At 56.8% G+C, this 22,189-nt stretch carries 28 protein-coding genes; 13 read left to right on the forward strand and 15 right to left on the reverse strand.

The window, feature by feature from the left end; genetic code table 11:
* The first annotated feature begins 96 nt into the window (after positions 1 to 96).
* From Q0955_RS06190 to Q0955_RS06235, 10 genes are all read left to right on the forward strand, one after another.
* Positions 97 to 591 carry a flagellar basal body-associated FliL family protein gene (locus Q0955_RS06190; protein ID WP_299421375.1) on the forward strand — a complete coding sequence of 165 codons (495 nt, stop codon included), beginning with the start codon at positions 97 to 99 and terminating at the stop codon, positions 589 to 591.
* Between the two features lie 11 nt (positions 592 to 602).
* On the forward strand, positions 603 to 1,226 hold the full coding sequence (locus tag Q0955_RS20865; RefSeq protein ID WP_366140654.1) for a hypothetical protein: 624 nt from the start codon (positions 603 to 605) through the stop codon (positions 1,224 to 1,226).
* 14 nt (positions 1,227 to 1,240) lie between these two features.
* Entirely contained in the window at positions 1,241 to 1,912 is a 672-nt protein-coding gene (locus Q0955_RS06200; protein WP_299421378.1) for a hypothetical protein, read from the forward strand.
* A 60-nt stretch (positions 1,913 to 1,972) separates the two neighbouring features.
* Complete coding sequence (gene motA, locus Q0955_RS06205; RefSeq protein WP_299421380.1) at positions 1,973 to 2,842, forward strand: flagellar motor stator protein MotA; 870 nt, start codon at positions 1,973 to 1,975, stop codon at positions 2,840 to 2,842.
* A complete protein-coding gene (locus Q0955_RS06210; protein WP_299421383.1) occupies positions 2,839 to 5,157 on the forward strand; it encodes a hypothetical protein in 2,319 nt (772 codons plus the stop codon). Before motA ends, Q0955_RS06210 begins: the two co-directional genes overlap by 4 nt.
* A 68-nt stretch (positions 5,158 to 5,225) precedes the next feature.
* Positions 5,226 to 5,651, forward strand: a complete 426-nt coding sequence (locus Q0955_RS06215) for a hypothetical protein (RefSeq protein WP_299421386.1) — start codon at positions 5,226 to 5,228, stop codon at positions 5,649 to 5,651.
* A 3-nt stretch (positions 5,652 to 5,654) separates the two neighbouring features.
* Positions 5,655 to 7,751 (forward strand): flagellar biosynthesis protein FlhA, encoded by a 2,097-nt coding sequence (gene flhA, locus Q0955_RS06220; RefSeq protein WP_299421388.1) that lies wholly within the window; start codon positions 5,655 to 5,657, stop codon positions 7,749 to 7,751.
* Positions 7,748 to 8,524, forward strand: a complete 777-nt coding sequence (locus Q0955_RS06225; protein WP_299421391.1) for a flagellar biosynthetic protein FliR — start codon at positions 7,748 to 7,750, stop codon at positions 8,522 to 8,524. The genes flhA and Q0955_RS06225 overlap by 4 nt, the downstream gene beginning before the upstream one ends.
* Entirely contained in the window at positions 8,521 to 9,612 is a 1,092-nt protein-coding gene (locus tag Q0955_RS06230) for a flagellar type III secretion system protein FlhB (protein WP_299421393.1), read from the forward strand. Before Q0955_RS06225 ends, Q0955_RS06230 begins: the two co-directional genes overlap by 4 nt.
* Positions 9,609 to 10,022: a hypothetical protein gene (locus tag Q0955_RS06235; RefSeq protein WP_299421396.1), complete on the forward strand. Its 414-nt coding sequence runs from the start codon at positions 9,609 to 9,611 to the stop codon at positions 10,020 to 10,022. The genes Q0955_RS06230 and Q0955_RS06235 overlap by 4 nt, the downstream gene beginning before the upstream one ends.
* 75 nt (positions 10,023 to 10,097) lie before the next feature.
* Here Q0955_RS06235 and Q0955_RS06240 read toward each other — a convergent pair whose 3' ends face one another.
* Genes Q0955_RS06240 through Q0955_RS06280 form a run of 9 tightly spaced genes read right to left on the reverse strand, consistent with a single transcriptional unit; the run spans position 10,098 to position 14,667 of the window.
* Entirely contained in the window at positions 10,098 to 10,595 is a 498-nt protein-coding gene (locus Q0955_RS06240; protein ID WP_299421399.1) for a flagellar basal body-associated protein FliL, read from the reverse strand.
* 12 nt (positions 10,596 to 10,607) lie between these two features.
* Positions 10,608 to 11,345 carry a flagellar basal body L-ring protein FlgH gene (flgH, locus tag Q0955_RS06245; RefSeq protein ID WP_299423197.1) on the reverse strand — a complete coding sequence of 246 codons (738 nt, stop codon included), beginning with the start codon at positions 11,343 to 11,345 and terminating at the stop codon, positions 10,608 to 10,610.
* 6 nt (positions 11,346 to 11,351) lie between these two features.
* Positions 11,352 to 11,771 (reverse strand): flagellar basal body P-ring formation chaperone FlgA, encoded by a 420-nt coding sequence (gene flgA / locus Q0955_RS06250; RefSeq protein ID WP_299421402.1) that lies wholly within the window; start codon positions 11,769 to 11,771, stop codon positions 11,352 to 11,354.
* A 1-nt stretch (position 11,772) separates the two neighbouring features.
* Positions 11,773 to 12,558, reverse strand: coding sequence for a flagellar basal-body rod protein FlgG (flgG, locus tag Q0955_RS06255; protein WP_299421404.1), 786 nt, complete (start codon positions 12,556 to 12,558; stop codon positions 11,773 to 11,775).
* A 22-nt stretch (positions 12,559 to 12,580) separates the two neighbouring features.
* Complete coding sequence (locus Q0955_RS06260; RefSeq protein WP_299421407.1) at positions 12,581 to 13,294, reverse strand: flagellar hook-basal body complex protein; 714 nt, start codon at positions 13,292 to 13,294, stop codon at positions 12,581 to 12,583.
* A 2-nt stretch (positions 13,295 to 13,296) separates the two neighbouring features.
* Positions 13,297 to 13,566, reverse strand: coding sequence for a flagellar biosynthetic protein FliQ (locus Q0955_RS06265; protein WP_299421410.1), 270 nt, complete (start codon positions 13,564 to 13,566; stop codon positions 13,297 to 13,299).
* Positions 13,566 to 13,853, reverse strand: coding sequence for a flagellar hook-basal body complex protein FliE (gene fliE / locus Q0955_RS06270; RefSeq protein WP_299421412.1), 288 nt, complete (start codon positions 13,851 to 13,853; stop codon positions 13,566 to 13,568). The genes Q0955_RS06265 and fliE overlap by 1 nt, the downstream gene beginning before the upstream one ends.
* A 21-nt stretch (positions 13,854 to 13,874) precedes the next feature.
* Positions 13,875 to 14,261, reverse strand: a complete 387-nt coding sequence (gene flgC, locus Q0955_RS06275) for a flagellar basal body rod protein FlgC (RefSeq protein ID WP_299421415.1) — start codon at positions 14,259 to 14,261, stop codon at positions 13,875 to 13,877.
* Between the two features lie 22 nt (positions 14,262 to 14,283).
* Positions 14,284 to 14,667 (reverse strand): FlgB family protein, encoded by a 384-nt coding sequence (locus tag Q0955_RS06280; protein WP_299421418.1) that lies wholly within the window; start codon positions 14,665 to 14,667, stop codon positions 14,284 to 14,286.
* Positions 14,668 to 14,750: 83 nt separating this feature from the next.
* Here Q0955_RS06280 and Q0955_RS06285 point away from each other — a divergent pair, with 83 nt between their 5' ends.
* Positions 14,751 to 16,082 carry a FliI/YscN family ATPase gene (locus Q0955_RS06285; RefSeq protein ID WP_299421420.1) on the forward strand — a complete coding sequence of 444 codons (1,332 nt, stop codon included), beginning with the start codon at positions 14,751 to 14,753 and terminating at the stop codon, positions 16,080 to 16,082.
* A gap of 122 nt (positions 16,083 to 16,204) precedes the next feature.
* Here the strand turns inward: Q0955_RS06285 and Q0955_RS06290 are convergent, their stop codons facing one another.
* The 6 genes from Q0955_RS06290 to Q0955_RS06315 all read right to left on the reverse strand — a co-directional run bounded on the left by Q0955_RS06290 (position 16,205) and on the right by Q0955_RS06315 (position 19,958).
* Complete coding sequence (locus Q0955_RS06290; protein WP_299421423.1) at positions 16,205 to 16,993, reverse strand: DUF1217 domain-containing protein; 789 nt, start codon at positions 16,991 to 16,993, stop codon at positions 16,205 to 16,207.
* Positions 16,990 to 17,394, reverse strand: a complete 405-nt coding sequence (gene flbT / locus Q0955_RS06295; RefSeq protein ID WP_299421425.1) for a flagellar biosynthesis repressor FlbT — start codon at positions 17,392 to 17,394, stop codon at positions 16,990 to 16,992. The genes Q0955_RS06290 and flbT overlap by 4 nt, the downstream gene beginning before the upstream one ends.
* Positions 17,391 to 17,768: a flagellar biosynthesis regulator FlaF gene (gene flaF, locus Q0955_RS06300; protein WP_299421428.1), complete on the reverse strand. Its 378-nt coding sequence runs from the start codon at positions 17,766 to 17,768 to the stop codon at positions 17,391 to 17,393. The genes flbT and flaF overlap by 4 nt, the downstream gene beginning before the upstream one ends.
* A gap of 84 nt (positions 17,769 to 17,852) precedes the next feature.
* Positions 17,853 to 19,076: a flagellin gene (locus tag Q0955_RS06305; protein WP_299421430.1), complete on the reverse strand. Its 1,224-nt coding sequence runs from the start codon at positions 19,074 to 19,076 to the stop codon at positions 17,853 to 17,855.
* 224 nt (positions 19,077 to 19,300) lie between these two features.
* A complete protein-coding gene (locus tag Q0955_RS06310) occupies positions 19,301 to 19,672 on the reverse strand; it encodes a flagellar biosynthesis protein FlgN (protein WP_299421433.1) in 372 nt (123 codons plus the stop codon).
* Entirely contained in the window at positions 19,665 to 19,958 is a 294-nt protein-coding gene (locus Q0955_RS06315; protein ID WP_299421435.1) for a rod-binding protein, read from the reverse strand. The genes Q0955_RS06310 and Q0955_RS06315 overlap by 8 nt, the downstream gene beginning before the upstream one ends.
* 115 nt (positions 19,959 to 20,073) lie before the next feature.
* On the opposite strand from Q0955_RS06315, the gene Q0955_RS06320 reads away from it, so the two are divergent.
* Complete coding sequence (locus Q0955_RS06320; protein WP_299421436.1) at positions 20,074 to 21,450, forward strand: flagellar hook-length control protein FliK; 1,377 nt, start codon at positions 20,074 to 20,076, stop codon at positions 21,448 to 21,450.
* A gap of 9 nt (positions 21,451 to 21,459) precedes the next feature.
* The gene (locus Q0955_RS06325) at positions 21,460 to 22,152 is read left to right on the forward strand and encodes a flagellar hook capping FlgD N-terminal domain-containing protein (RefSeq protein WP_299421438.1); all 693 of its coding nucleotides are present in this window, start codon (positions 21,460 to 21,462) and stop codon (positions 22,150 to 22,152) included.
* Positions 22,153 to 22,189: the final 37 nt, after the last annotated feature.

Genomic DNA, 22,189 nt, shown 5'->3' on the forward strand with positions numbered 1-22,189 from the left:
TGCACGACCGTCACGAACTGTTTCTCTCAACAGACTTAATAATCGGTTAGTTTCTGTGTGGGAGAAGTTGCAGGGACAAAGAATTTGGAACCTGTGATGACTGACGAAACTGTCGAGACAGAAGACGCACCGAAAAAAGCGTCAAAACTCCCTTTAATCATTGGGCTTGTGCTGGCTTTGGCTGGCGGCGGCGGCGGATTCTACGCCGTCTATTCGGGCATGATTTTGGGAGATGATTCTGCTGAGGTGGCCGAAGAATCGGCCCCTGCGGAAGAGATCGAAGCTCTACCCGACGTTGTTTACGTCGGCATGGACCCTCTTATTGTTTCTCTCACGTCCAGTGGCGGCGCCGACTATCTGCGGTTCCGTGCACAGTTGGAAGTGCCCAGCGATCATCAGGAAGAAGTCGAGCGGGTGTTGCCGCGGGTTGTGGATGTGTTGAACGGCTATTTGCGCGCGCTCAACACATCAGACATCGAATCGCCGGATGCGCTGGTGACCCTGCGGTCGCAAATGCTGCGGCGCGTACAAATTGTAACCGGACCTGAACGTGTTTCCGACCTTTTGGTCATGGAATTCGTGTTGAACTGAGGAGTGTCGAGATGAACTTGATCGCAGATATCTTGTTGGTAGCCGGTGCCCTTGGGGCAGGCATTTATTGTTTTGTTCTGGCGCGGCGCCTGTCGAAATTTAATGATTTGGAATCCGGCGTTGGTGGCGCCGTGGCCGTGTTGTCAGCCCAAGTGGACGACATGACGCGCACGTTGAAAGCCGCGCAAGGCACAGCTGGAAAATCCACAGAAAGATTGGAGGCCCTGACCCAACGCGCAGAAGGGGTTTCTAAACGTCTTGAGCTGATGATGGCGGCCATGCACGACATCGAAGACGCCAAACTTGCCAAAGCCGCACCGGAGCCGGAAGACGCCAAGACCGAATCCGAGCCAGCGACTGAAGAGGCGACAGCCGAAACGGATGTTGCCGAAGCAGAGGCGGTGACCGAAACCGCCGAAGATGAAAACTGGGCCCAGATGCAGGCAGACGCCATTGCAGCCGAGGAAGCCAAGCTGATCCGTCGCGCGAAGAAAAAGGCGAAAAAGAAAGCCAAGAAAAAAGCCGCCATGGCCCTGGCCGCAATGCAGGCGGAGGCCGCACCGGCGGCCCCACAGCCTGCGGCGGACACCAAAGAGCCAGAAGCTGGCCCGATGTTTAAACGCCACGTCGCCTAACTGGAGCGTATGGGATGAAAAAAGATGCCAAGAAAACCCGCGCCAAAGCGGCGGCTGAGACGCTGACCAAGCCGGATGCCTCGGCTGCGAAGCCAAAGGCTAAGAAAAAGGCCCGCCGGAAACAGTCCAAAGGAAGCCTGTTTCTGATTGCGACGTTTTTGATTGCCTCAGCCACCGTGCGGGTGAGCATCAGCGCCACCGAAGCCCTGGCGCGTGAAGAGCCGCTTTTTGAGTCGCCCCTGGCCAGTATGACCAAACCGGAAACCTGTGAGCCGCCAGAAGACCTGCGCGAGCTGATGGCTGTATTCAAGGAACGTGAACAACGCATCGAGCAACGCGAAGCAGAGATCAAGAATCGTCTGCAGGCTCTGAACCTTGCAGACGGTGAGGTGGCACGCAAGCTGGCCGCCTTGGAGGATGCCGAAGGACGCCTGCGCAGTTTGATTGCGTTGTCTGAGACCGCCGCCGAAGACGATCTGGGGCGCCTCACTCAAGTGTATGAGACCATGAAGCCCAAAGATGTTGCCGCCCTGTTTGAAGAGATGGACCCGAAATTTGCCGCTGGTTTCATTGGACGCATGAAGCCGGAATCTGCGGCGGGTGTCATGGCGGGCATGGCGCCAGACGCTGCCTATACAATCAGCGTTATTTTGGCCGGTCGGAACGCAAATACTCCCACTGAATGAGAACTTGTTAACCGCCACCGGCCTATGGTCGGACTGAAACGCTACTAGGAGTTTGATCCCGTGCTAGGCATTATTGGCATCGCTGTTGTTTTTATCATGGTGTTGGGCGGATACGTTCTTGCCGGTGGTAGTCTTGGGCCCATTATGAAGGCCCTGCCGTTTGAGATGATCATCATTGGCGGCTCCGGTGTGGGCGCGTTTTTGGTGTCCAATGACGGTTCTGTGGTGAAGCACACGCTGAAAGATCTTGGCAAAGTCTTCAAAGGCCCCAAATGGAAGCCGGATGACTACAAGGATCTGCTGTGTTTGCTGTTTGAGCTCATACGACTGGCCAGGAAAAACCCTGTGGCCATCGAGGAGCACATCGAGAATCCGGACGATTCTGACATTTTCCAGAAGTACCCGCGCATCACTGCGGACAAAGAGGCGATCAATCTGATTGCAGACACCATGCGCTCTGCGTCGATGAACTATGATGACCCACATCAGGTGGAAGAGGTTTTGGAAAAGCGAATCGAAGCCAATTTCCACCACGCAATGCACCCCAACCACGCGTTGCAGTCGCTCGCGGATGCGCTTCCAGCGCTGGGAATTGTTGCAGCGGTTTTGGGTGTTATCAAAACCATGGGCTCGATCGACCAACCCCCAGAGGTTCTGGGCGGCATGATCGGTGGTGCGCTTGTGGGCACCTTCCTTGGGGTTTTCCTGGCCTATGGTCTGGTGGGTCCGTTTGCCGCCAAAATCAAAGGTGTGGTCGAAGATGAGGCGCATTTCTATCAGTTGATCCGCGAGGTGCTGATTGCGAATCTGCACAACCACTCGCCAAACATCTGCATCGAAGTTGGGCGTCAGAACACGCCGGGCCACAACCGTCCGCAGTTTGCGGAGCTGGAAGAGGCGCTGGCCGAAGTGAAGAAGGAAGCGGCATGAAACAGCTTCTGCTTGCTGTTCCGATGGTATTGGCGGCCTCTGCGGGGGCCGCACAAGACGTGCTGTTCCGGTCTGGCGAGCACGAAGATTTCACCCGCTTGGTGGCGACGCTGCCATCGGCGGAAACCGACTGGACCGTGTCGCGCGACGGGCGGTATTACACCATCAAAATTGAGGGTGATGACGTCAATCTGCGCACCAGCACCATCTTTGACAAAATCCCGCGCGACCGCTTGGCGAATATCGTTGCCAATGACGCCGCTGGCGAATTGGAGCTGGAACTGGCCTGTGCCTGCCGTGTGGTCTCGATCCCTTACGACGAACGCTACGTGATTTTTGACATTCGTAACGATCTGCCACCGGCGCAGAACGACGACCTGCCACAGGTGCCCTTGTCGTTTGGCGAGGCGGTGCCGGTTGAGAAAAAGCCGCAGCGTCAGTTCCGGTTCTCCTCTTTTGAAGCGGCAAGCCCGGTTCCAACGCCGGTTCAAGTGGCAGAAGCAAAGCCCGCAGCCGACTATTCCGACTTGCTTGCGCTTGAGAATTTTGTGGATCGTAGCGCCCAGGTGCAGGTCTTGCGCGGTGATCTGATCAAACAAGTGGACCGTGCGGCCAATCAAAACCTGTTGCAGGCGCAAACTCCCGAGGTGGAAGACACCAGCGGGTTGGTGGGCAAGCCTGTGAAAACCGCTGAATCGCATATGCCACAGCTCAACAGCTCGGACCATGTGCCGCCACAAGCGGCCGTTGGAAAAGACCTGAACATCGTTGCGTACAACGTGCTGGACGAAGTGGGCAGAGACATTGCCGCCCTGCTGAGTGGTCAGGTGGCCACAGGCATGTGCTTGCCGGATTCGGCTGTGAACATTGCGGACTGGAGTGGCGCAGGCACGTTTGTGCAGGAGCTGGGCCGTCTGCGTCAGGAAGTGGTGGGCGAATTTGACCGCACCAACAAGGATGCCCTACGTGAACTAGCGCAGCTCTACGTGCATTACAGCTTTGGCGCCGAAGCGCTGCAGATCCTGGACCTGCTCCCGGAAAGTGGCGAGAACAACATTCTGATCGCGATGGCGTATATCATGGATGGACACGAGCCGCCGGAGCACAACCCGTCCTTTGCCAGCCAAGGGCATTGCGCTGGCAACTCTGCCATGTGGGCCGCTCTTTCTGGGGAGACCCTGGTCGGGGAAAGCGCAATTCACGGGGCACTGGATGCACTTCAAAAGATGCCACGCCACTTGCGGGAACACCTTGGTCCACAGCTGAGCAATCGGTTGGTGGCACAAGGTCAAACCGAGGCGGCAATGTTGGTGCTAAATGGCATTGAACGCACGTCTCCTAAGCCTGACGTAAATTTCGATTTTGCCGAGGCCACCCTGAATGCGGAACTGGGCAACACCGAAGAAGCCACTGAGGCGCTGACGGAAATAGCAACGCAAAATACCGACATCTCTACCAAAGCGGTGATTGACCTGATTGAGACCCATATGGCGCAGGGTGAGGCCCCTTCCACGGAGACCGTGTCTCTGGTTGGCGCCTTGGCTGTGGAACACAAAAGCGGGGCAATGGGACCTGATCTGCGCCGGGCGCATGCGCTTGCGCGTATTCTGGAGCATGAATTTGGCGAAGCATTCAAGATCATCAATGACATCGAAACCCGCGACGGGCCAGAAGCCGCCGAGGGTGTGCGCAGTCAACTGGTGATGGCCGTTCTGGAAAATGCGGATGATTTTGAGGTGATTTCCTGGTCCATTCAGGAACGTCTTGCTGCGCCTGGACGCATTTCGACCAAGGCCGCGCTGCAACTGGCCCATAAGACGTTTGAGATGGGCTTCCTTGGCGAAACCAAACGCCTGATGCAAGCCGCGCAAACGGTGATCCCAAGCGATGAAAAACGTCTTTTGAATGCGCGATTGGCCCTAGCGGAGGCCCTGCCTAAGCGGGCCGAGGCCGAGCTTATGGGCATGGAAACGCCGATTGCGGATCGCCTACGGGCGCGAGCCAAAGCCATGGCCGGGGATCATGCCGGTGCGGCACGTTTGCTCGCCGAACTTGGGGAACGTGGTGCCGCGGAAACCGAAGCTTGGCTGGATGGCGACTTGGCCTCTTTAACAGCCTCTGAAAACGAGGTGCTACGACGGGCTTCCACTTACCTCCTGCCACCAGAAGAAGGCAGTGAAGCCGACGCAGCCACAGACCGTGTGACCCATGGCATGTTGGCGCGCAATCGGGCGTTGCTGGAAGGCGCGGCGGAGAGCCGAGGCGTGCTTGGCGAGTTGCTCAACCTGCATAGCGTGACAGAGCCATCTTCTTAACAACGCTTACCACATGTTAACCATGCGCCGATAGCTTGGGCCTTGAACTGGGGCAGAAAGCTATCGGTATGAAAAAACAGTACGTTTTCAACGCGATGTCGCGATTCTACGGCGACTCACTCAAGACCGTCATAATCGGTCTTCTGGGACTTGTGACAAGTCTCCTTTTGGTTTTTACCACATTTGTACAAGACAGTTCCGACGGCGCAGAAACCAACAACGGGGATGACGCGACCGTGGCCTATCATTCCCGCACCCCAAAAGTTGCCGACAAATACAAAGCCCGTTTGCAACGCGTTCTGGCGCATTCGCCGGATCAGGCGGTGATGCCAGCGAAAGCGGTCCAGAAAGCTAAGCCGTTGCTGCGCATCCCCACTGTGAACCGCGAAAACAATTTCCCGCTGCTTCAACGCGGCAGTTCAGCTGGCACCATGGGCTCTCTTGTGCCGCGTGGGTCCGGATCGGGCCGGTCGATGCTGAGCAATGGAGGGTAACTCGTGAACCCGACTTTTTCCATCAAAGCGCTTTTTAGCCCGACAATCTTGCTCGCCCTCGCCCTGATGGCGATCATTGTCATGATGATCCTGCCGATGCCGTCCTGGGTGCTGGACATCGGTTTGGCAACCTCTTTTGCTTTGGCGATCCTGATCTTCACCGTGACGCTGTTTATCGAGCGTCCGTTGGATTTTTCCGCCTTCCCAACCATCTTGCTGGCCTCGCTGATGCTGCGATTGTCGCTCAATGTATCCTCGACCAAGCTGATCATCGGTCAGGGTCACACCGGCACGAATGCCGCCGGCGACGTGATTGAGGGCTTTGCCAATTTTGTCATGGGCGGCAGCGTCTTCCTTGGTCTTGTGGTGTTCTGCGTTTTGCTCATCGTGAACTTCATGGTGATCAACAAAGGCGCCACCCGTATGGCCGAAGTGGGCGCGCGCTTTGCCCTTGATGGGATGCCCGGTAAACAGCTTGCGATTGACAGCGACATGTCCGCAGGCGCGATTGACCACGCCGAAGCCAAAGCCCGCCGGGAACGCGAACAACAGGAAACCACCTTCTTTGGCTCGCTGGATGGTGCGTCAAAGTTCGTGAAAGGTGACGCGATTGCCGGCCTGTTGATCACGCTGATGAACCTGGTGATGGGCCTGATCATGGGCGTGGCCGTACATGGCATGCCCATTGGCCAGGCCTTTGAGACCTATGCCATCCTGACTGTTGGTGATGGTCTGGTCACGCAAATCCCAGCTGTGATCATCTCGATTGCCTCCGCACTGCTTTTGGCACGTGGCGGCACCACTGGCTCCACCGACCTGACCCTGCTGAAACAGCTGGGCAACTACCCGCCAGCGATTGCCACCGTGGCTGTGTTGATGGTGTTGTTTGCGCTGGTGCCGGGCCTGCCGTTCCTGCCCTTCTTGGCAGGTGGTTCTGTGTTGGGGTTCGCAGCCTACTACCTGCATCAAAACAAAAAGGCCGAAGCGGAAGCCAGCCTGGAACCTGAAGAAGACGATGCGCCGGTTCTGCCCCGGGACAAACCCATTGGCGACGTGCTGGACCTGGACGACATCCATGTGGAGTTCGCCACCGACCTGGTGAACATGGTGCTGGATCCGGGCGCAGGTTTGGACGCGCGCATCACCAATATGCGGACCCATGTGGCGTCGACCTATGGTTTGATCCTGCCGGAAATCCGTTTGACTGACGAACCTTCACTGCCAAATGGCACCTACACCATTCGCATTCAGGGCGTGGAGCAGGTGCGCGATCGGTTGGAGCCGGAGAAGGTTCTGGCTTTGGCAGGCGACAGCCCGGATTCGCTGCCGTCTGGAGAAGACGTGTCCGAACCTGTTTATGGCGCCCCTGCCCGCTGGATCGACAGCGCAGCGCAGGAAAAAGCCGCGCTGGCGGGGATCACCATTGTGACCCCTGGCGAGGTTCTGGCGACCCACTTGCTTGAAACCATCAAATCCAACTTTGGCCGCCTGCTGACCTTCAAGGCGCTGCGCCGCATTCTGGATGAGATGATGAACCTGTCTGATCCGGTGCGCGCCGATGCCAACCGCCGTATGATGGATGAGTTTGTGCCGGACAAAGTACCGCTGGATCTGTTGCATCGCATTTTGCGTATGCTGCTGGATGAACAGGTCTCGATCCGCAACATGCCGTTGATTCTGGAATCGATTGCCGAAGCCCGTCATGTGAGTGCGCAGCCGGAAATCATCTGCGAAAATGTGCGCCAACGACTGGGCTTCCAGCTGATTTCCGATTTGAAACGGGACGATGGCACCATTCCCTTGGTACAGTTGGCACCCGAGTGGGAAGACACCTTTGCCACATACCAGGTGGATGGCGATGCGGGCGGCATGGATGTGGCGCTTCCGCCAGACGTGTTCAACGCCCTGGCTCAGTCGATTGCCGATCGCATGTCTGACGCCGGCAACAGCGGGATTTTTGCCGCGCTGGTCACATCAACGCGACGCAGACGGTTCCTGCGCACGGTACTCAGTGCCAAAGGCATTTCCAATCCGGTGCTCAGTTTTGAGGAAATTGGACTGGATGCGCGGCCTGCACTTGTCGGGGTTGTCGCCGCATGATGGAAACCGCCCTCTTCCTTCTGAACACCACAGAAGCCGCGCTTTGGCACGGCTTTTTGGTGTTTCTGCGGGTGGGAACAGCGGTGGCCTTGCTGCCAGCCTTTGGGGAAACTTCGGTGCCGACCCGCATCAAACTGGGGCTTGCGCTGGCGTTCACTGTGATTGTTGCCCCGGCGGTGCCGGTGTTTGAAAGCGCCGAGCCGACCTTCCCGTTGATCGCTCAATATGCACTGACGGAAACCATCAGCGGGTTTTTGATGGGCATTGGCATTCGCATGTTTGTGTTTGCCTTGCAGACCGCAGGTACTATCGCGGGTCAATCGACATCTTTGGCGCAGCTTTTGGGCGGCGCGGCGGGCGAACCCCTGCCAGCAATTGGTAATGTGCTGGTGATTGCAGGTCTCGCGTTGGCGGTGACCATGGGGCTGCACGTCTATGTCGCGCGTTATCTGATCGGATCGTACATGTTATTCCCCGCTGGCACCTTTCCGCCGCGGGAAATCATGACCGAATGGGGCGTGCCGCATATGGCGCAGGCGTTCAACATGGCGTTCCGCCTGGCGGCACCGTTTGTGATTATTTCTGCGATCTACAACCTGATGCTTGGTGTGATCAACCGCGCCATGCCGCAGTTGATGGTGGCCTTTGTGGGTGCGCCACTGATCACAGCGGGCGGCCTGTTCCTTTTGTTCCTTGTGGCACCGGCGCTACTCACTCTGTGGTGGGGCGCGATGGAGGCGTTCATGATCAACCCGGTTGAGGGCCTGAGATGAGCGGCGGCGGTCAGGACGACGACAGCGAAAAGAGTTTTGAGCCCACCCAGAAGAAACTGGATGATGCGCGCAAAAAAGGTGAGATCGCCAAATCCATGGATGTCTTCGTGGCGGCGGGCTACCTCGGGCTGACACTGGCGTTTCTGACCGTTGGCGCGGCCACCATCAAATCCGCAGGTAACGGCTTGATGGTGTTGCTGGATCAGGCGGATGAGCTGGCGCCAATGGTGTTTGAAGGCAATCCATCCACCCCCCTTGGCGGCATCATGATCGAAACCATAACGTCTGTGGCGCCATGGTTCGTGGTACCGATGATTGCGGTGATCCTGAGTGTGATTGCGCAGCGCGCGTTTCTGGTGACGCCGTCGAAGCTTGCGCCAAAACTGTCGCGCATAAATCCCATCTCCAACGCTAAAAACAAGTTTGGCCGCAGCGGTTTGTTTGAATTTGCCAAAAGCTTTGCCAAGCTGGTGATCTTTTCGGTGTGTCTCGGATTTTTCCTGAAGGCACGCATGGCGGAAATGGCATCCGCCATTCAACTCGATGCGATTATGGTGCCTGCCCTTCTGGGTCGCCTGATGCTTGAGTTTTTGATGATTGTGATCATCGTTTCCGCGTCCATCGCAGTGATCGACTACTTCTGGCAGCACGCCGAGCACATTCGCAAAAACATGATGACCCGCAAAGAAATGACGGACGAGAGCAAAGAGTCTGAAGGCGATCCGCATATGAAGCAACAGCGGCGGCAGAAAGGGCAAGAGATTGCCATGAACCAGATGCTTGCGGATGTGCCGGATGCGGACGTGGTCATGGTCAACCCGACCCATTATGCGGTGGCGCTGAAATGGTCACGTATGCCCGGTGCGGCACCTGTGTGTGTGGCCAAAGGTGTAGACGAAGTTGCTGCCAAAATTCGCGAAGTGGCGCAGGAAAATGCAGTCCCTATTCATCGGGATCCGCCATCAACACGGGCCCTGCACGCGGTTGCGGAAATTGGACAGGAAGTGCCACCAGACCACTATGCGCCTGTGGCCGCGGCCATTCGATTTGCCGACGCCATGCGTCAACGTATGAAAGGGCGGGTATGAGCGACGATCTGAAAGAGCTGAATGTGATCACCCAAGCGCGGTACCAAAAGGCGCAAGCGGCCATGCAGGCAATCCAGGCTGAAGAAAATAAGCTGCGCGGATTGCTCGACGACCTCGCAGACCAGGAAAAAAATGGCCGCGACATGCTCAGCGGCGACACCGCGATGCGCATCACCGGCGGTGATTTAGCCTGGAACAGCTGGATTGGCCGCAACCGGAAAATTCTGAACCACCAACTGGCCAATGTGATGGTACGCAAAGAGATGGCCTACAAAGATCTGCAAACGCATTTTGGCAAAGCGGATGTTATGGAGAAACTCTTGGAACATGAAGTGCAGACACGCCGTCAAATTCGAGCGGTGGCGCTGGTAGATTCGATTATGGAAGGCAAGTTGAGCTGCGGCATGTGAGATCTGCTCGTCACCAAAGCACAAAAAAGGCGGCGCGTTATGCGCCGCCTTTTTATTGTTAAGGGGAGGGTGGGATTACGCGATGTCTTGGCGTGTGATTTGCACAATCAACACATCGGTGATCTCGTCTCCGAAGGCCTTTTGCGCCACTTCCAGGAAAGTCTCACGCAAGCGGTCCAGTTTGCTGGAGTTGGTGAAAGCCCCATTAAAGCCACCGATATTTGCGTGATCGAACATGGTCTGTAAAAGCGCGCCGCGCAGCCGTGGCTCAGCCTCAAAAATGGCTTCCCGGTTGCCGCTTTCCACTTCGATGGTGAGCGTGATCAGGATGAGCGAAGCAACCGCATCATCGTTCACAACCGGAACAATGAACTGGTCCACCAAGTCGACATACTCACGCCCGGATGGCGGGCCGTCTTCTTCGTCCTTTTTATCGGACTTTTCAGCGTGATCCGCGCTCTCTGCCCCTTCGGTTAGCTCCACCGGGGCGGGCTCTGGACGCAGGGCAAGCCCTGCGCCAACGCCGGCACCGATGCCAACAAGGAGAAGTATAATTGGGAGAAGTTTCTTCATCAGACTACCCGATTAATATGGCAGGACCGCGTCCATAACCTGTTGGCCCCAACGCGGCTGCTGCATGTCTGTGATCTGGCCACGACCGCCGTAAGACACACGCGCAGAGGCAATTTTGTCGAAGGTGATTTCGTTCTGGCGCGAGATGTCCTCAGAGCGGGCAAAGCCGGACACAAGCAACTCGCGCAGCTCGTAGTTCACCCGCAACTCCTGGGAGCCTTCAATCGCCAAAACACCATTTGGCAGCACGTCCACAACCGTGGCTGCAACGCGCAGGGTCAGTTTCTCGCTGCGTTTCACGGAGCCGTCGCCAGAGCTTTTGCTGTCAGAGCTGATATCAACCAGAGGGTCCGTGGTGGCCCCGTTTGGAAGGCGCTCATTGATACGCTGCGGCAATCCAGCAAGGGCTGGTAAGCTTAGGCTGTCAGAACCGCTGCGATTGCGCTCGGACTCGTTTTTGATCTGGGCTTTTTCATCCACCTCGATCACCACTGTCAGGATGTCGCCGCGGCTGGCCGCCCGTCGGTCGCCAAGCAGGGAGGCTTTGTTGCCACTCCAGAGCGACGCGGTGTCAGACCGGCGCGACACGCTGGCCTGCTGCGGCAGCGGTGGATTCATCATGGCGTAGTGTTCTTGATTGTTGGTGGTTGGGGTGAAGCTGGGCGCTTTGCCCATGTGATCGGTACGGCCACAACCGGACACGGCCAGCGCCACAAGAAGAAGTGTTGTAGAGAGAATACGCACTGGGATGTTCCTTTAATTGGCGACCTGGATATTGCCGTTTGGCAATACGGTTCCGGAGATGGTGGAGCGGGAACTGAGGTTCATGACACGCAAGCGCTCACCCTCCCCCGCACGGGCCAACGATCGACCCTCAGTTTCAATGTTCAGACCATTGGCATTGTAAATCAGCGTGACAATCTGATTGCGTTCAACCAGTGCCGGCTCGCCAACGTCACCTTTGCGCACAGGGCGGCCAGGATAGATTGCCTTGCGAGCTTCCTTACCGATGACGGCTTCCAAATCGGAATGTACGCCCGGGACGTCGCCTTTTTTGAGGCCAACAACACCAGGTTCGATGATGGTGTTGGCGCGAATGATTTCGGTTGCCACCACGATTTCCGCAGAAACCGGTGCGGCCAAAACAGTCATGATAAGGGCAAGAGCGCGTTTCATTTTAGCGCACCTGTGCCGTGGCGGCCATCATCTGGTCTGCTGCGGTGATGACTTTGGCGTTGAGTTCATATCCACGCTGCGCCTCAATCAGTTCAGTCACTTCACGCACCGCATCGACGGAGCTGTCTTCCAGATAGCCCTGACGCAGGGTACCCAGACCATCTTCACCTGGATTGGTCACATTGGGCGCGCCGGACGCTTCGGTTTCAGCAAAGAGGTTGCCGCCCAGCGCTTCGAGACCTTTGGCGTTGGTGAAGCCTGCCAAGGTAAACTGGCCAAGCTCTTCGGCCTCTGTGGCATCGTCAAAATACGCAAACACTTGTCCATCACCGTTGATGGAGATGCTGGTGGCGTCCTCTGGGATGGTGATTTCAGGGGCCACAGGGTAGCCGTCCGAAGTCACGATCAAACCATCGGCACTGCGCTTCAGACCACCGTCCCGAGTGTAGGCCGCTTCGCCGTTTGGCAGGGTGACTTCGAGATATCCTTTGCCTTCGATCGCCACGTCCAAATCACCGCCGGTGTTAGACAGCGAGCCTTGCTCAAGGTTTACGTTGATCGCTGCGGCACGCACACCGAGGCCAACCTGGACGCCAGTTGGGAGGACCGACCCATCAGAGGCGCTGATCGAACCGGCGCGGGAAACTTGCTGATAGTGCAAATCCGCAAACTCTGCGCGACGGGCGTTATAGCCGGTGGTCGACATGTTGGAGAGGTTGTTGGAGATCGTCTCAACACGCAGTTGCTGAGCGCTCATACCGGTGGCTGCAATTGTCAGGGCACGCATTCTGCTGTCCTCTTTCTACAAATTATCTGACGAAGGTTTTCACCGCGTCACGGATGCGGTTGTGTTCATTTTCCAGGAAGGTCTGTCCCATTTCATAGGCGCGCTGCACCTCGATCATGCGGGACAATTGGGTGATCGGATTCACATTTGAGCTTTCAAGAAAGCCTTGCAAAACGCGGGCCTCTTCAATCGGCTCCACCCCGTCAGGGGCCTCAAACAACACGCCGGTTTCCCGCTTCAAATCAAGCGGGTTGACCGGCCGGTAGACACCCAATTGCCCAAGGGGATTGCCATCCACGCTAAAAGTACCGTCGGAGGACACATCCACGCCTTTGGCATCCGGCGGAATGAAAATCGGCGCGCCGCCTGCGTCCAAAACGAGATGGCCATCCATATTCACCAGGTCGCCGTTTTCATTTGGAGAAAACGCACCTGCGCGAGTCAGGCGCTCTCCCTCAGGAGTCTGCACCATAAAAAACCCAGGACCTTCAACAGCAAAATCCAGGCTTCCGCCTGTCTGTTTCAAAGCGCCCTGCTCCAGAGAGGTCATCTGCACATTGGCTGTGGCCATGGAGATGCTTTCAGTGCCTGGAGCTGATTTGATGAACTCTGAAAACGCAATGCCCTCTGCGCGATAGCCGGTGGTGGCCGCGTTGGCGATGTTGTTTGCCAGCACATTCATCTCACGGACAAGACCGGACTGACGGGTTAGCGTTGTGTAGCCTGCATTGTCCATAATTAGCCTCCAGCAATCAACGGAACGAGGGTGGATTGAAAAAACGACACCAGTGTTTGGCTCATGAAACCCATGGTGGCCCAGAACACGATAACGATGCACAGCACCTTTGGCACAAAGGTCAGGGTCATTTCCTGGATCGACGTCAGCGCCTGAAACAAGCCAACCAACACACCCGAGACCAACGCCACGGCCAGAATGGGCATGGAGATCATCACCGCGACCCATAGGCCTTGGCGCAGGGTGTCAAAGAAGATGGCTTGATCAAACATCAGACCGGCATACGCAGGATTTCTTGGTAGGCTTCGACCACCTTGTTGCGCACGGTCACAGCAGTTTCGACAGCCAGTTCGGACTGGGCGAGCGCCTGTACCAATGTGTGCGGGTCTGCTTTGCCGGTCATCGCCTGCATCGAGACCTGCTCGCTTTCCTGAAGAGTGGCGGCAAAATCTTTTGCCAGGCCAAACAGAGCATTTCCACCTTGGCCGTTTTCAGCCGGCCCTGTCGCGGGCTTTGAGGCGGTGTAATTCTGAGCGGCTAGTACTGTACGGACATCCATTCTGGGTCTCCTTAGTTAAATTTATTTGCGCAAGAGTTCCATGAGCGACGAGGACATCTGGCGGGTTTGATCAAACATCTTGAGGTTGGCTTCGTAGCTGCGCTGCGCTTCGCGCGCGTCAGCGATTTCGATGATCATGTCGACGTTGGAGCCCAAATAGTTACCGCTGGCATCCGCCATCGGGTGGCTTGGATCAAAGATCTTTGTGCCTTCGCTGCGGTCCAGTTGAACCGGGCTCACCGACACCTGCCCGTCACGGGTTGATGTGTCAGCCTCAAAGCTCACGGTTTTCCGCTGATAGCCGGGGGTGTCAGCGTTGGCGATGTTTTCGGACACATGACGCAGGCGGGCGGCCTGGGCACGCAAACCTGACGAGGTGACGCTTAATGCGGAACCAAAATCACTCATTGATCATGACTTTCTGTCTTACTTAACGTCCAAGTGCAGTTCGAAGCACGGACAGGGAGGATTTGTAGATGGCCAGCGAGCGGTCGTGCTGGCGTTTGACGTCAACCGCCTTCAGCATCTCTTCTTCCAGAGAGACACTGTTGCCACTTGGGGCAACTTCGGCGGTGGCGAGAGACGGGCGCAATGCGGAGGCTTCCAACCCATGGCCTTGATGACCAGGGCGGGAGGCACGCATACTGGAGGCTCCACCGTCATTGCGGTAGACCTCTTTAAACGGCGTGATGTCGCGAGCTTTGTAGCCCGGCGTATCGGCGTTTGCCATATTCTGAGCCACAACCGACTGTCGTAAAGCGGCGTGTTGGCCCATGGCGTGTGCAGTTTTAAATACGTTCAAATTCTTGAACACGGGGTTTCTCCCTCGATGGCTTAAATCAAGACTTAACCCTGATTCCTTTAGAAAGGGTTTCGAAGGAACTTTGGAGAATCCAAATGAACGCTAAAGGGCTAGAAAGCCTTGGCGCAGAGCTCAAAAGAGTGCGCCCAATCAAAGACATAGGACGAGTCTGCGCGGTGGAAGGCAACCTTTTGCGCGTGAGCGGGCTCAATGCAGTCGCACGAATCGGAGATTTGCTGGAAGTGACGCTTCATGACGGGGCAAAAATTGCCGGTGAAGTGATCCAACTCCATACACAAGATATGACCATGTTGCCCGATGCAGCGCCGGATGGGGTCTCGATTGGGGACCGTGTGGCGCTGCGCGATCAACTGGGCATTGCGCCGTCAGATGCCTGGATTGGGCGGATCATTGATCCTTATGGCAATCCTCTGGATGGAAAGCCTTTGTTGCGAGGGCCGGAAATGCGGCCTTTGAAGAACAGCCCGCCGCCGCCAGCGGCCCGCCGTGCGCTGGGTGAACGATTGGAAACTGGCATGGCTATTTTCAACACCATGCTGCCAATTGTGAAAGGTCAACGTATTGGTTTGTTTGCGGGTTCTGGCGTTGGTAAATCCAGTCTTATGGGGCAGTTCGCCAAACACATGACCGGTGACATTGCCGTGATTGCGCTGATTGGGGAACGGGGTAGAGAACTGAGGGAGTTTGTGGAAAATGTCCTGGGGCCTGAAGGGTTAAAACGCTCGATTGTGATCGCAGCTACCTCGGATCAATCTCCGCTGGTGCGCAGGCGGTGCGCTTTGGCGGCAATGAGTGTTGCAGAGCATTTCCGAGACGCGGGCAAGCATGTGATATTTATGGCAGATTCGATCACGCGTTTTGCCGAAGCCCACCGCGAGGTGGCCGTTGCATCCGGCGAAATGCCAGCGCTGCGGGGCTATCCGCCATCAACCTCCCATATGATCATGTCGCTGTGCGAACGGGCCGGTCCTGGGTTGGACGGTCAGGGCGATATTACCGGTGTTTTCAGTGTCTTGGTCGCAGGCTCGGACATGGACGAACCGATTGCGGACATCCTACGCGGGGTGCTGGACGGACATGTGGTGCTCGATCGCAAAATTGCCGAGCGCGGCAGATACCCGGCGGTGGACCTGCTGCGGTCTGTTTCGCGAAGCCTGCCGCATTGCGCAACGGATCAAGAAAACTCAACGATTTCAGAGGCTCGCAGGCTTTTAGGCGCGTATGAGCAGAGCGCGACAATGATCCGGGCGGGGCTGTATTCGGCGGGGTCTGATCCGGTTTTGGATGTGGCGATCAATGCCTGGCCGGAGCTGGATGCCTATATGGGTGACGGTAATAGTGCCTCAATTATGAATGCATTTCAAAAGCTTACGCTGCTTTTACGCCGCGCGGGGGCGAGGGCGTAAACAAGCCTTTTACGAAACGACAAAAGCGCGCCCTTTGAGGCGCGTTTTTTGTTGAATTTTCATGTCGGTATGACGTCGGTATCGCGACTGTATTGCGACGGTTCTATATGTTGTGGTTCAGATCAGTAGGACAGCAAGGTCAATGCAATCTGTCCGCCGCTCATGCCCTGCGTATTGTTGATCTGAGACATGATCAGATAGCGGTCCACAAGCTTCTGTTGTGCATCTTCGCCAACAAATTGGCTGATCTCGGAGTCGCCAGTCAACTTCTCCATACGGCCACGGAACACCTCGAGCTGTTTGTCGAGATCCAACGCACCAAAAGAAGACGGCAAATTGAAAGTTTGCTCCATTACATTGCGGAGTGGTGGGGAGCCGAGCACAGAAAACCACTTGGTGTTGTCACTGCCGCCGCTTACGGAAATCTCTTCCAGCTCACGTACAGCATTGAGCGCCAAGCGCAGGCTTTCGTCCTGCTCGCCTACAGCAATTTCAAACTGCCGCGTTGTGTACTCTTCTGTGATGTTTTCAACAAAAGTGTCGGTTTTGTGCCAAGGGCCGCCGAGGTCCCCAAAGCCAAAGTCTTTGGCAAACGCCAGATACCGCTTGTCAGCCATTTTGTTGGCCAAAGAATCTGGCGCTTGCGACCCTTCCTCAAGAATTTTCTTCATGAAGAAGGTGTTGTTGACATCGTCATCCAAGCCATAGGCGCCCAGAGCGATCCGCATCAACCGGCGGTCGCTGGTGAGATCCTCGGCGGTCTCGACGTTTTTGATGTTTTCTTCAAAATAGTCGAGGTCGCGCTGCATCGCAGGCGAACTTTCGAACGCCTTGGTCTGCGTGTCCATCGTACGCTGGAGAAAATTCCAGGCAACGAGGCCGGTTCCTGCGACGATGGGTTGAAAGCTCATTGGCGTGCCACCGCCATCAAACGGTCTTCGCGCGGCAACAGGGTGCGCAAAGCTTTGAGAGCTTGATAATGACGCCCTGCCAGCACGGCTTCGGAAGCCAGTGTGATTTGTTGACGGCTGTCGTGATCGGTGAAGACCTGACTCAGATCCTCAATGTGGCGCAACAATGTGTGTTCCACTTCATCGGCGTCTGCGTCTCCAGACAGCACCAGCTGCAGCGAATAACAGGCGCGGCGCACAGGGGTATTGGCTTCTTCCGGGTGAATGGCATCCCGCAGGCGCAGGATGTTGGCATTTGGGGTCATGATGGACAGACGGGACCGACGGTCGCCGTTCTCGATGACTGCGCCATTGACCAGAACCCGCTCTTTGGGGCTTAATTTTAGAACCAGGCCGCTCATGCTGCTGCTGCTCCGCTTCGAAGGCCGCGAAGGATCGCGGTGTTGACTTCCAGTAGGGGCCGCACATTGGCGTCGCCCGCCAGCACTTTTGCGCTGTGATGATCCGTGAATTCCGCGAGGTAGAAGATCTGGGCCCGAAGCTGTTCGGGAAGACCGTTTTCGTCACCGGCTACATCCACAGCGAGAAGTGTCCAAAGGGAGCGGTTCTCATGGATGGCTTCGGCTAAAAGAGGGAAACCACGTTTGCCTTGCATGGCAGCTTGTTTCAGCTTGTGGGTGACCCGCGCGATCACGTCATATTCTAGCTTGCCTGTGGACTTTGTTGGCGCTGCGGCCTGCCCGTAGGCACGTTTTGCGAGAGCATTTGGTGTCACGTCGGAGTTCTCCCGATATGCGAGACAGAAATTAGAAAGATGGAGGTGTCAGGGGCGCCGTTCGAGCGCCCCCAACTAAGTCCATTAACGGAAGAGCGACAGCAGCTGCTGTGGCGCCTGGTTCGCGATAGACAGCGACTGTGTCGCCAGCTGTTGCTGAACCTGAAGTGCCTGCAGACGTGCAGAGGTTTCTTCCATGTCGGCGTCAACCATGCCACCGATACCCGAAGTCAGGGAGTCAGACAGCTTCGAAACGAAGTCGTTCTGAGTGCTGATGCGGGATTCAACGGTACCGAATGCTGCGGCAGCGTCGATGGAGGTGGTGATCAAACCCTCGATTGCGCCCAAGGCGGTCTGGGCACCGCCCAGAGTGGACACGTTGATGTTGGCCAGAGCCGCCAGACCGCCGGAGCCGGCGTTCTGGAACTGACCAGAGATTGCGAGGGAGTCAGTTGCGTCGTCGTTGGTGATGTCGAGCTGACCCGGGTTACCAACTGCATAGTCAACAGTTACGTCAGCACCGGATTCTTCGATTGCCTTCTTCAGACCGTTGGCAATAACTGAGTCAACGGTAGAGGATGCCAGATCTTCAGCAGTGATGGTGTAAGAAACCGAGGTTTCACCCAACTGCATGTTGATCTTGTCACCTGCGGCGAAGCCTGCACCCGCGGAGTCGATGATGACCGACCCGTTGTCGCTGGTACCACCATTGGGGTCAGCAGTGAAGGCGAACGAGTCAAGGTTGTCGGCAGAAACGCCGTCAGTACCCGCAGCGAAGGCGGTCTTGGCAGTGTAGCCACCGGTGCTAAGGTCTTGACCGTTTACGGTGATGGTGGACGCGGTCACGTTGCCGGAAGCGTCACGGTCCAAGGAAGACAGAACATCTGTGGAAGCAGTGTTGCCGTCAACCAGGTTCAGACCGTTGAACTGAGCAGCACCAACAACAGAGTTGATCTGGTTGCGCAGTTCGGAAACCTCGGCTTGCAGCTTAGTCCGATCAACGTTGTCGCCCTGTGCGGCAACAATACGCTCTTTCACCTGACCCAGAAGGTCGGTCACTGTTTCAGTTGCGTTACGGGCAACAGCAACAGTGGATTCACCCAGCGAAAGGCTCTCTTTCACCGATTTGAAACCGTTTACGTCAGATTCCATGGTCTTGGAAATCGCCCACACAGCAGCGTTTTGCTTGGCGTTGGCAACTTTTTTACCAGTGGAGATCTGTCCTTGCGTGTCGGACAGGCTGGAGTTTACGGATTTCAGGGTTTGCAGCGCAACCATTGCGCCGTTGTTAGTCAGAATGCTGGACATGGCATTTCCTATGTGTCGTGACGCTTTTGCGTCGGGTTGTATTTTGCGCCTCTTTAGGGAGGCACTCCTGAACGTCATTCTGACATCTACCGGTCGGCTCAGGTCCGTGTCCGGTGCCACCCTCCTTGGGATGCGGGATCAACATGGCGTGGTAAGTGCTAACGTTTCCCTAAACCCAAACCGCACAATCGATGGCATTTTAAACAAACTTGGAAGAGCGCGATTTACGCTCTCTTTTCAACACGTTGACCGGCGCCCAATTGAACGGCTTGGCGTTGGCCACGGTTGTCATACGATTCGAAAGTGGTGCGCACGCGACGGAGAGTCGTCATACGTTCTTGTGTGGCCTGCAAACCGGCCTGGGCCGATTCCAGAAGGTGCTGGTTGCGGGCAAATCCTTCTTGCAGGGGGGCGAGGTCGTCAGCGTCGATCTCCTCTTCCTCTTGCAGGGTGGTGAGTTCCTCAAACAGCGCTTCTTTGCGTGTTAAAAGGTCAGGCAGCGCATCCAGCTTGCCTTCGATCAGCGCCACACGTTCGTCCGCCAGCAGCTCTTGCAGCGAATCGATCAGCGGGATTTCAACGGTCTCATCAGACATCGGCGCGCTCCTTTAGGGCGTTGAAGAAAGCTTCGGACAGGCCGATGCCACCGGCGTCCACCATGGCGCGGGCTTGTTCCTGCACCAGGAAGGAGGAGAACTGGTCCTCGCCAGCGCCACCGCCAAAAGATTCGCTGGTTTTTCCGAGGCCTGCGGATTTGAGCATCTCAGCCAGGAAGCCGGCTTCGAGCTCTTTGGCAGCATCGCGCAGCGCGGTTTCGCGGGCGCTGGGCGTTGGTTGAATGGGGGGCGCGGCGGGCGCCACAGGGGAAGGTGTGTTGAGCATTTCTTGCCTCACAGTCTAAACGTGGATTTTTTCAGTTGTGGCCGAGGACGGTAAAGAAAGTGGTAAGGAAGACTCAGGTAGAGAGGTCGGCGTGGAAGAATTCCCGGAGACCGCTATGCTCAATCTGCCCTTTGTAACCCAACCGTCCGCGCCAACCGAGACAGGCGCCACTCAGAAACCGACCGACCCAAAGCAGGAAAGCGATGACTTTTCCAAGGCTTATGAGGCGTCGGACAAAGACAACGACCGTCCTTCTGAAGACGTGAACGACACCCGCACAACTGACCAGACCAGCGATGACACGGCACCGAAAGAGGCCGAATCACGGCCAGACAAGGACGGCAAGCAGGCCGAATCTGAGGGACAAGACAAAGGGTCAGATGCGCCTGAGGATGCCGATTTTGCGGCTGTGGAAGTGGCGGAAGCGGTTGAAGATGCGCCCGAAGTGACCGCCAAAGTGGCGGAGGTGAAACCTGCCAAAGGTACAACTGAGAACGCGGCATTGATGAAGCTGGCGGATCAAGCCGGAGACGTGGCCAAACAAGCCACGGCGCAAACCACACAGACTACTGACGTGAAAGCAACTGCTCTGCCGGAGCAGGCCGCGCCGAAAGCCGCCGAGGCGGTTCAGATGGCCAATGCCCAGGGCTCCAAGATGGCAGCGGAAGTTGGCGAGGGTCTGGACCCCATGAAGGTTCAAGTGCGCTCCCAGGTGAGCCAGCAAACCTCTCAGGCTGCGCCGCAACAGGTTGTGCAAGAGGTGGCCGCGCAGGATGCGGGCCGTCGTGGCACGATCCAGCAAAGCGTAGAGGCTGTGGATGAGCCAACCGCGCCCAAGCTGGAAACGCCATCGGTGCCAACCACATCGACCACCCAACAGATGCAAGCCCGCGCCATTATGGAGCAGGTCAATGCCGGTATGCAGCAGATGAACGGTAAGGCCGCGGACATTCAGGCCAATCAAAGCGTTGATATGGTGATTGCCGCAGCAGATGAGACCAACAACAGCTCACGCTCGATCATGAGCTCCCAGGAAGCCGCGTCACAAGCACGTCTGAGCAACAGTGCGCCCAACCCGGCCTATGTTGTGCGCCAGGTGGCAGATGCCTTCAAAATGGCAGACAAAAGCCTGATCGAATTGGCCATGGATCCGCCGGAGCTTGGCAAGGTGCGTATGTCCATGACCGAGACCGGCGGCGTGATGACCGTGAACATCGCCGCCGAGAACCAAGCCACAACCGAATTGATGCGCCGTCACATCGACATGCTACGCAAAGACTTCATGGAGATGGGCTATCAGGACGTCTCCTTCAGCTTTGAACAGCAGGGTAGTGACGGCCAGAATGCCCAAGGTGGCAGTGAATTTGCCCAAGGCGGACAGGGCGGAAATGGCCAAGGTGATGGCCCGATTCTGCCCGATGCCGCCGCATTGGCCGCGCAACAGGCCGCCCCACAAACCCTCGTAAGCAGCGGCCTTGATATCCGCGTCTAGGAGAGAGACATGACCCCTACCGCAACATCCGCCGCGCCGCAAAGTAGCGCAGCACAAGCCTCAGCAGCGGCCGCCGCCGCGAAAGAACCCACAAACGGCTCTGCAGCGCTGGCCTCGGATTTCGAGACCTTTCTGACCATGCTGTCGGTGCAGATGCAGAACCAGGATCCGTTGAACCCAACCGATTCGACAGAATTTGCCTCGCAGCTGGCGCAGTTCTCGACCGTGGAACAGCAGACCCTGACCAACACGCTTTTGACCAATCTCGGCACGCAGCTTGGCGCGATGGGCATGGGCAACCTGGCGACCTGGGTTGGCATGGAGGCCCGGGTGACCGCGCCAGCGCATTTCACCGGCGAACCGGTACAAGTGGTGCCCAACGCCAATGAGCTGGCGGCGGAGGCCACACTGATTGTGCGCAATGAATCCGGCGCCGAAATGCAGCGCTATGCCATCGATCCCAAAGCCGAAACCGTGACCTGGTCCGGCCTTGATGATGCCGGCAAACCGTTCCCGAATGGCAACTACACCTTCGTGACTGAAAGCCGCGCCAATGGCGAAACACTCGACACGGTGTATGGCGACATTTACGCGCGTGTGACGGAGGCACGGAACACCGATCAGGGCGTGGTGCTGATTTCGCCCGGTGGCGTGGAATTCGCCGCAGACTCTGTTGTGTCCCTGCGTGAGCCAACCACCTAAGGCTTGCCTCTAATCGGCACGTGAATTAGCGTCGCGG

This window comes from uncultured Shimia sp. (genome assembly GCF_947493595.1).
GTDB lineage: Bacteria > Pseudomonadota > Alphaproteobacteria > Rhodobacterales > Rhodobacteraceae > Shimia.

Excerpts from the sequence above, each read along its gene's own strand:
- Q0955_RS06190 (WP_299421375.1), top strand. The coding sequence starts at position 97 with ATGACTGACGAAACTGTCGAGACAGAAGACGCACCGAAAAAAGCGTCA.
- Q0955_RS20865 (WP_366140654.1), top strand. The coding sequence starts at position 603 with ATGAACTTGATCGCAGATATCTTGTTGGTAGCCGGTGCCCTTGGGGCA.
- Q0955_RS06200 (WP_299421378.1), top strand. The coding sequence starts at position 1,241 with ATGAAAAAAGATGCCAAGAAAACCCGCGCCAAAGCGGCGGCTGAGACG.
- Q0955_RS06210 (WP_299421383.1), top strand. The coding sequence starts at position 2,839 with ATGAAACAGCTTCTGCTTGCTGTTCCGATGGTATTGGCGGCCTCTGCG.
- Q0955_RS06215 (WP_299421386.1), top strand. The coding sequence starts at position 5,226 with ATGAAAAAACAGTACGTTTTCAACGCGATGTCGCGATTCTACGGCGAC.
- Q0955_RS06225 (WP_299421391.1), top strand. The coding sequence starts at position 7,748 with ATGATGGAAACCGCCCTCTTCCTTCTGAACACCACAGAAGCCGCGCTT.
- Q0955_RS06230 (WP_299421393.1), top strand. The coding sequence starts at position 8,521 with ATGAGCGGCGGCGGTCAGGACGACGACAGCGAAAAGAGTTTTGAGCCC.
- Q0955_RS06235 (WP_299421396.1), top strand. The coding sequence starts at position 9,609 with ATGAGCGACGATCTGAAAGAGCTGAATGTGATCACCCAAGCGCGGTAC.
- Q0955_RS06240 (WP_299421399.1), bottom strand. The coding sequence starts at position 10,595 with ATGAAGAAACTTCTCCCAATTATACTTCTCCTTGTTGGCATCGGTGCC.
- flgA (WP_299421402.1), bottom strand. The coding sequence starts at position 11,771 with ATGAAACGCGCTCTTGCCCTTATCATGACTGTTTTGGCCGCACCGGTT.
- flgG (WP_299421404.1), bottom strand. The coding sequence starts at position 12,558 with ATGCGTGCCCTGACAATTGCAGCCACCGGTATGAGCGCTCAGCAACTG.
- Q0955_RS06260 (WP_299421407.1), bottom strand. The coding sequence starts at position 13,294 with ATGGACAATGCAGGCTACACAACGCTAACCCGTCAGTCCGGTCTTGTC.
- Q0955_RS06265 (WP_299421410.1), bottom strand. The coding sequence starts at position 13,566 with ATGTTTGATCAAGCCATCTTCTTTGACACCCTGCGCCAAGGCCTATGG.
- fliE (WP_299421412.1), bottom strand. The coding sequence starts at position 13,853 with ATGGATGTCCGTACAGTACTAGCCGCTCAGAATTACACCGCCTCAAAG.
- flgC (WP_299421415.1), bottom strand. The coding sequence starts at position 14,261 with ATGAGTGATTTTGGTTCCGCATTAAGCGTCACCTCGTCAGGTTTGCGT.
- Q0955_RS06285 (WP_299421420.1), top strand. The coding sequence starts at position 14,751 with ATGAACGCTAAAGGGCTAGAAAGCCTTGGCGCAGAGCTCAAAAGAGTG.
- Q0955_RS06290 (WP_299421423.1), bottom strand. The coding sequence starts at position 16,993 with ATGAGCTTTCAACCCATCGTCGCAGGAACCGGCCTCGTTGCCTGGAAT.
- flbT (WP_299421425.1), bottom strand. The coding sequence starts at position 17,394 with ATGAGCGGCCTGGTTCTAAAATTAAGCCCCAAAGAGCGGGTTCTGGTC.
- Q0955_RS06305 (WP_299421430.1), bottom strand. The coding sequence starts at position 19,076 with ATGTCCAGCATTCTGACTAACAACGGCGCAATGGTTGCGCTGCAAACC.
- Q0955_RS06310 (WP_299421433.1), bottom strand. The coding sequence starts at position 19,672 with ATGTCTGATGAGACCGTTGAAATCCCGCTGATCGATTCGCTGCAAGAG.
- Q0955_RS06315 (WP_299421435.1), bottom strand. The coding sequence starts at position 19,958 with ATGCTCAACACACCTTCCCCTGTGGCGCCCGCCGCGCCCCCCATTCAA.
- Q0955_RS06320 (WP_299421436.1), top strand. The coding sequence starts at position 20,074 with ATGCTCAATCTGCCCTTTGTAACCCAACCGTCCGCGCCAACCGAGACA.
- Q0955_RS06325 (WP_299421438.1), top strand. The coding sequence starts at position 21,460 with ATGACCCCTACCGCAACATCCGCCGCGCCGCAAAGTAGCGCAGCACAA.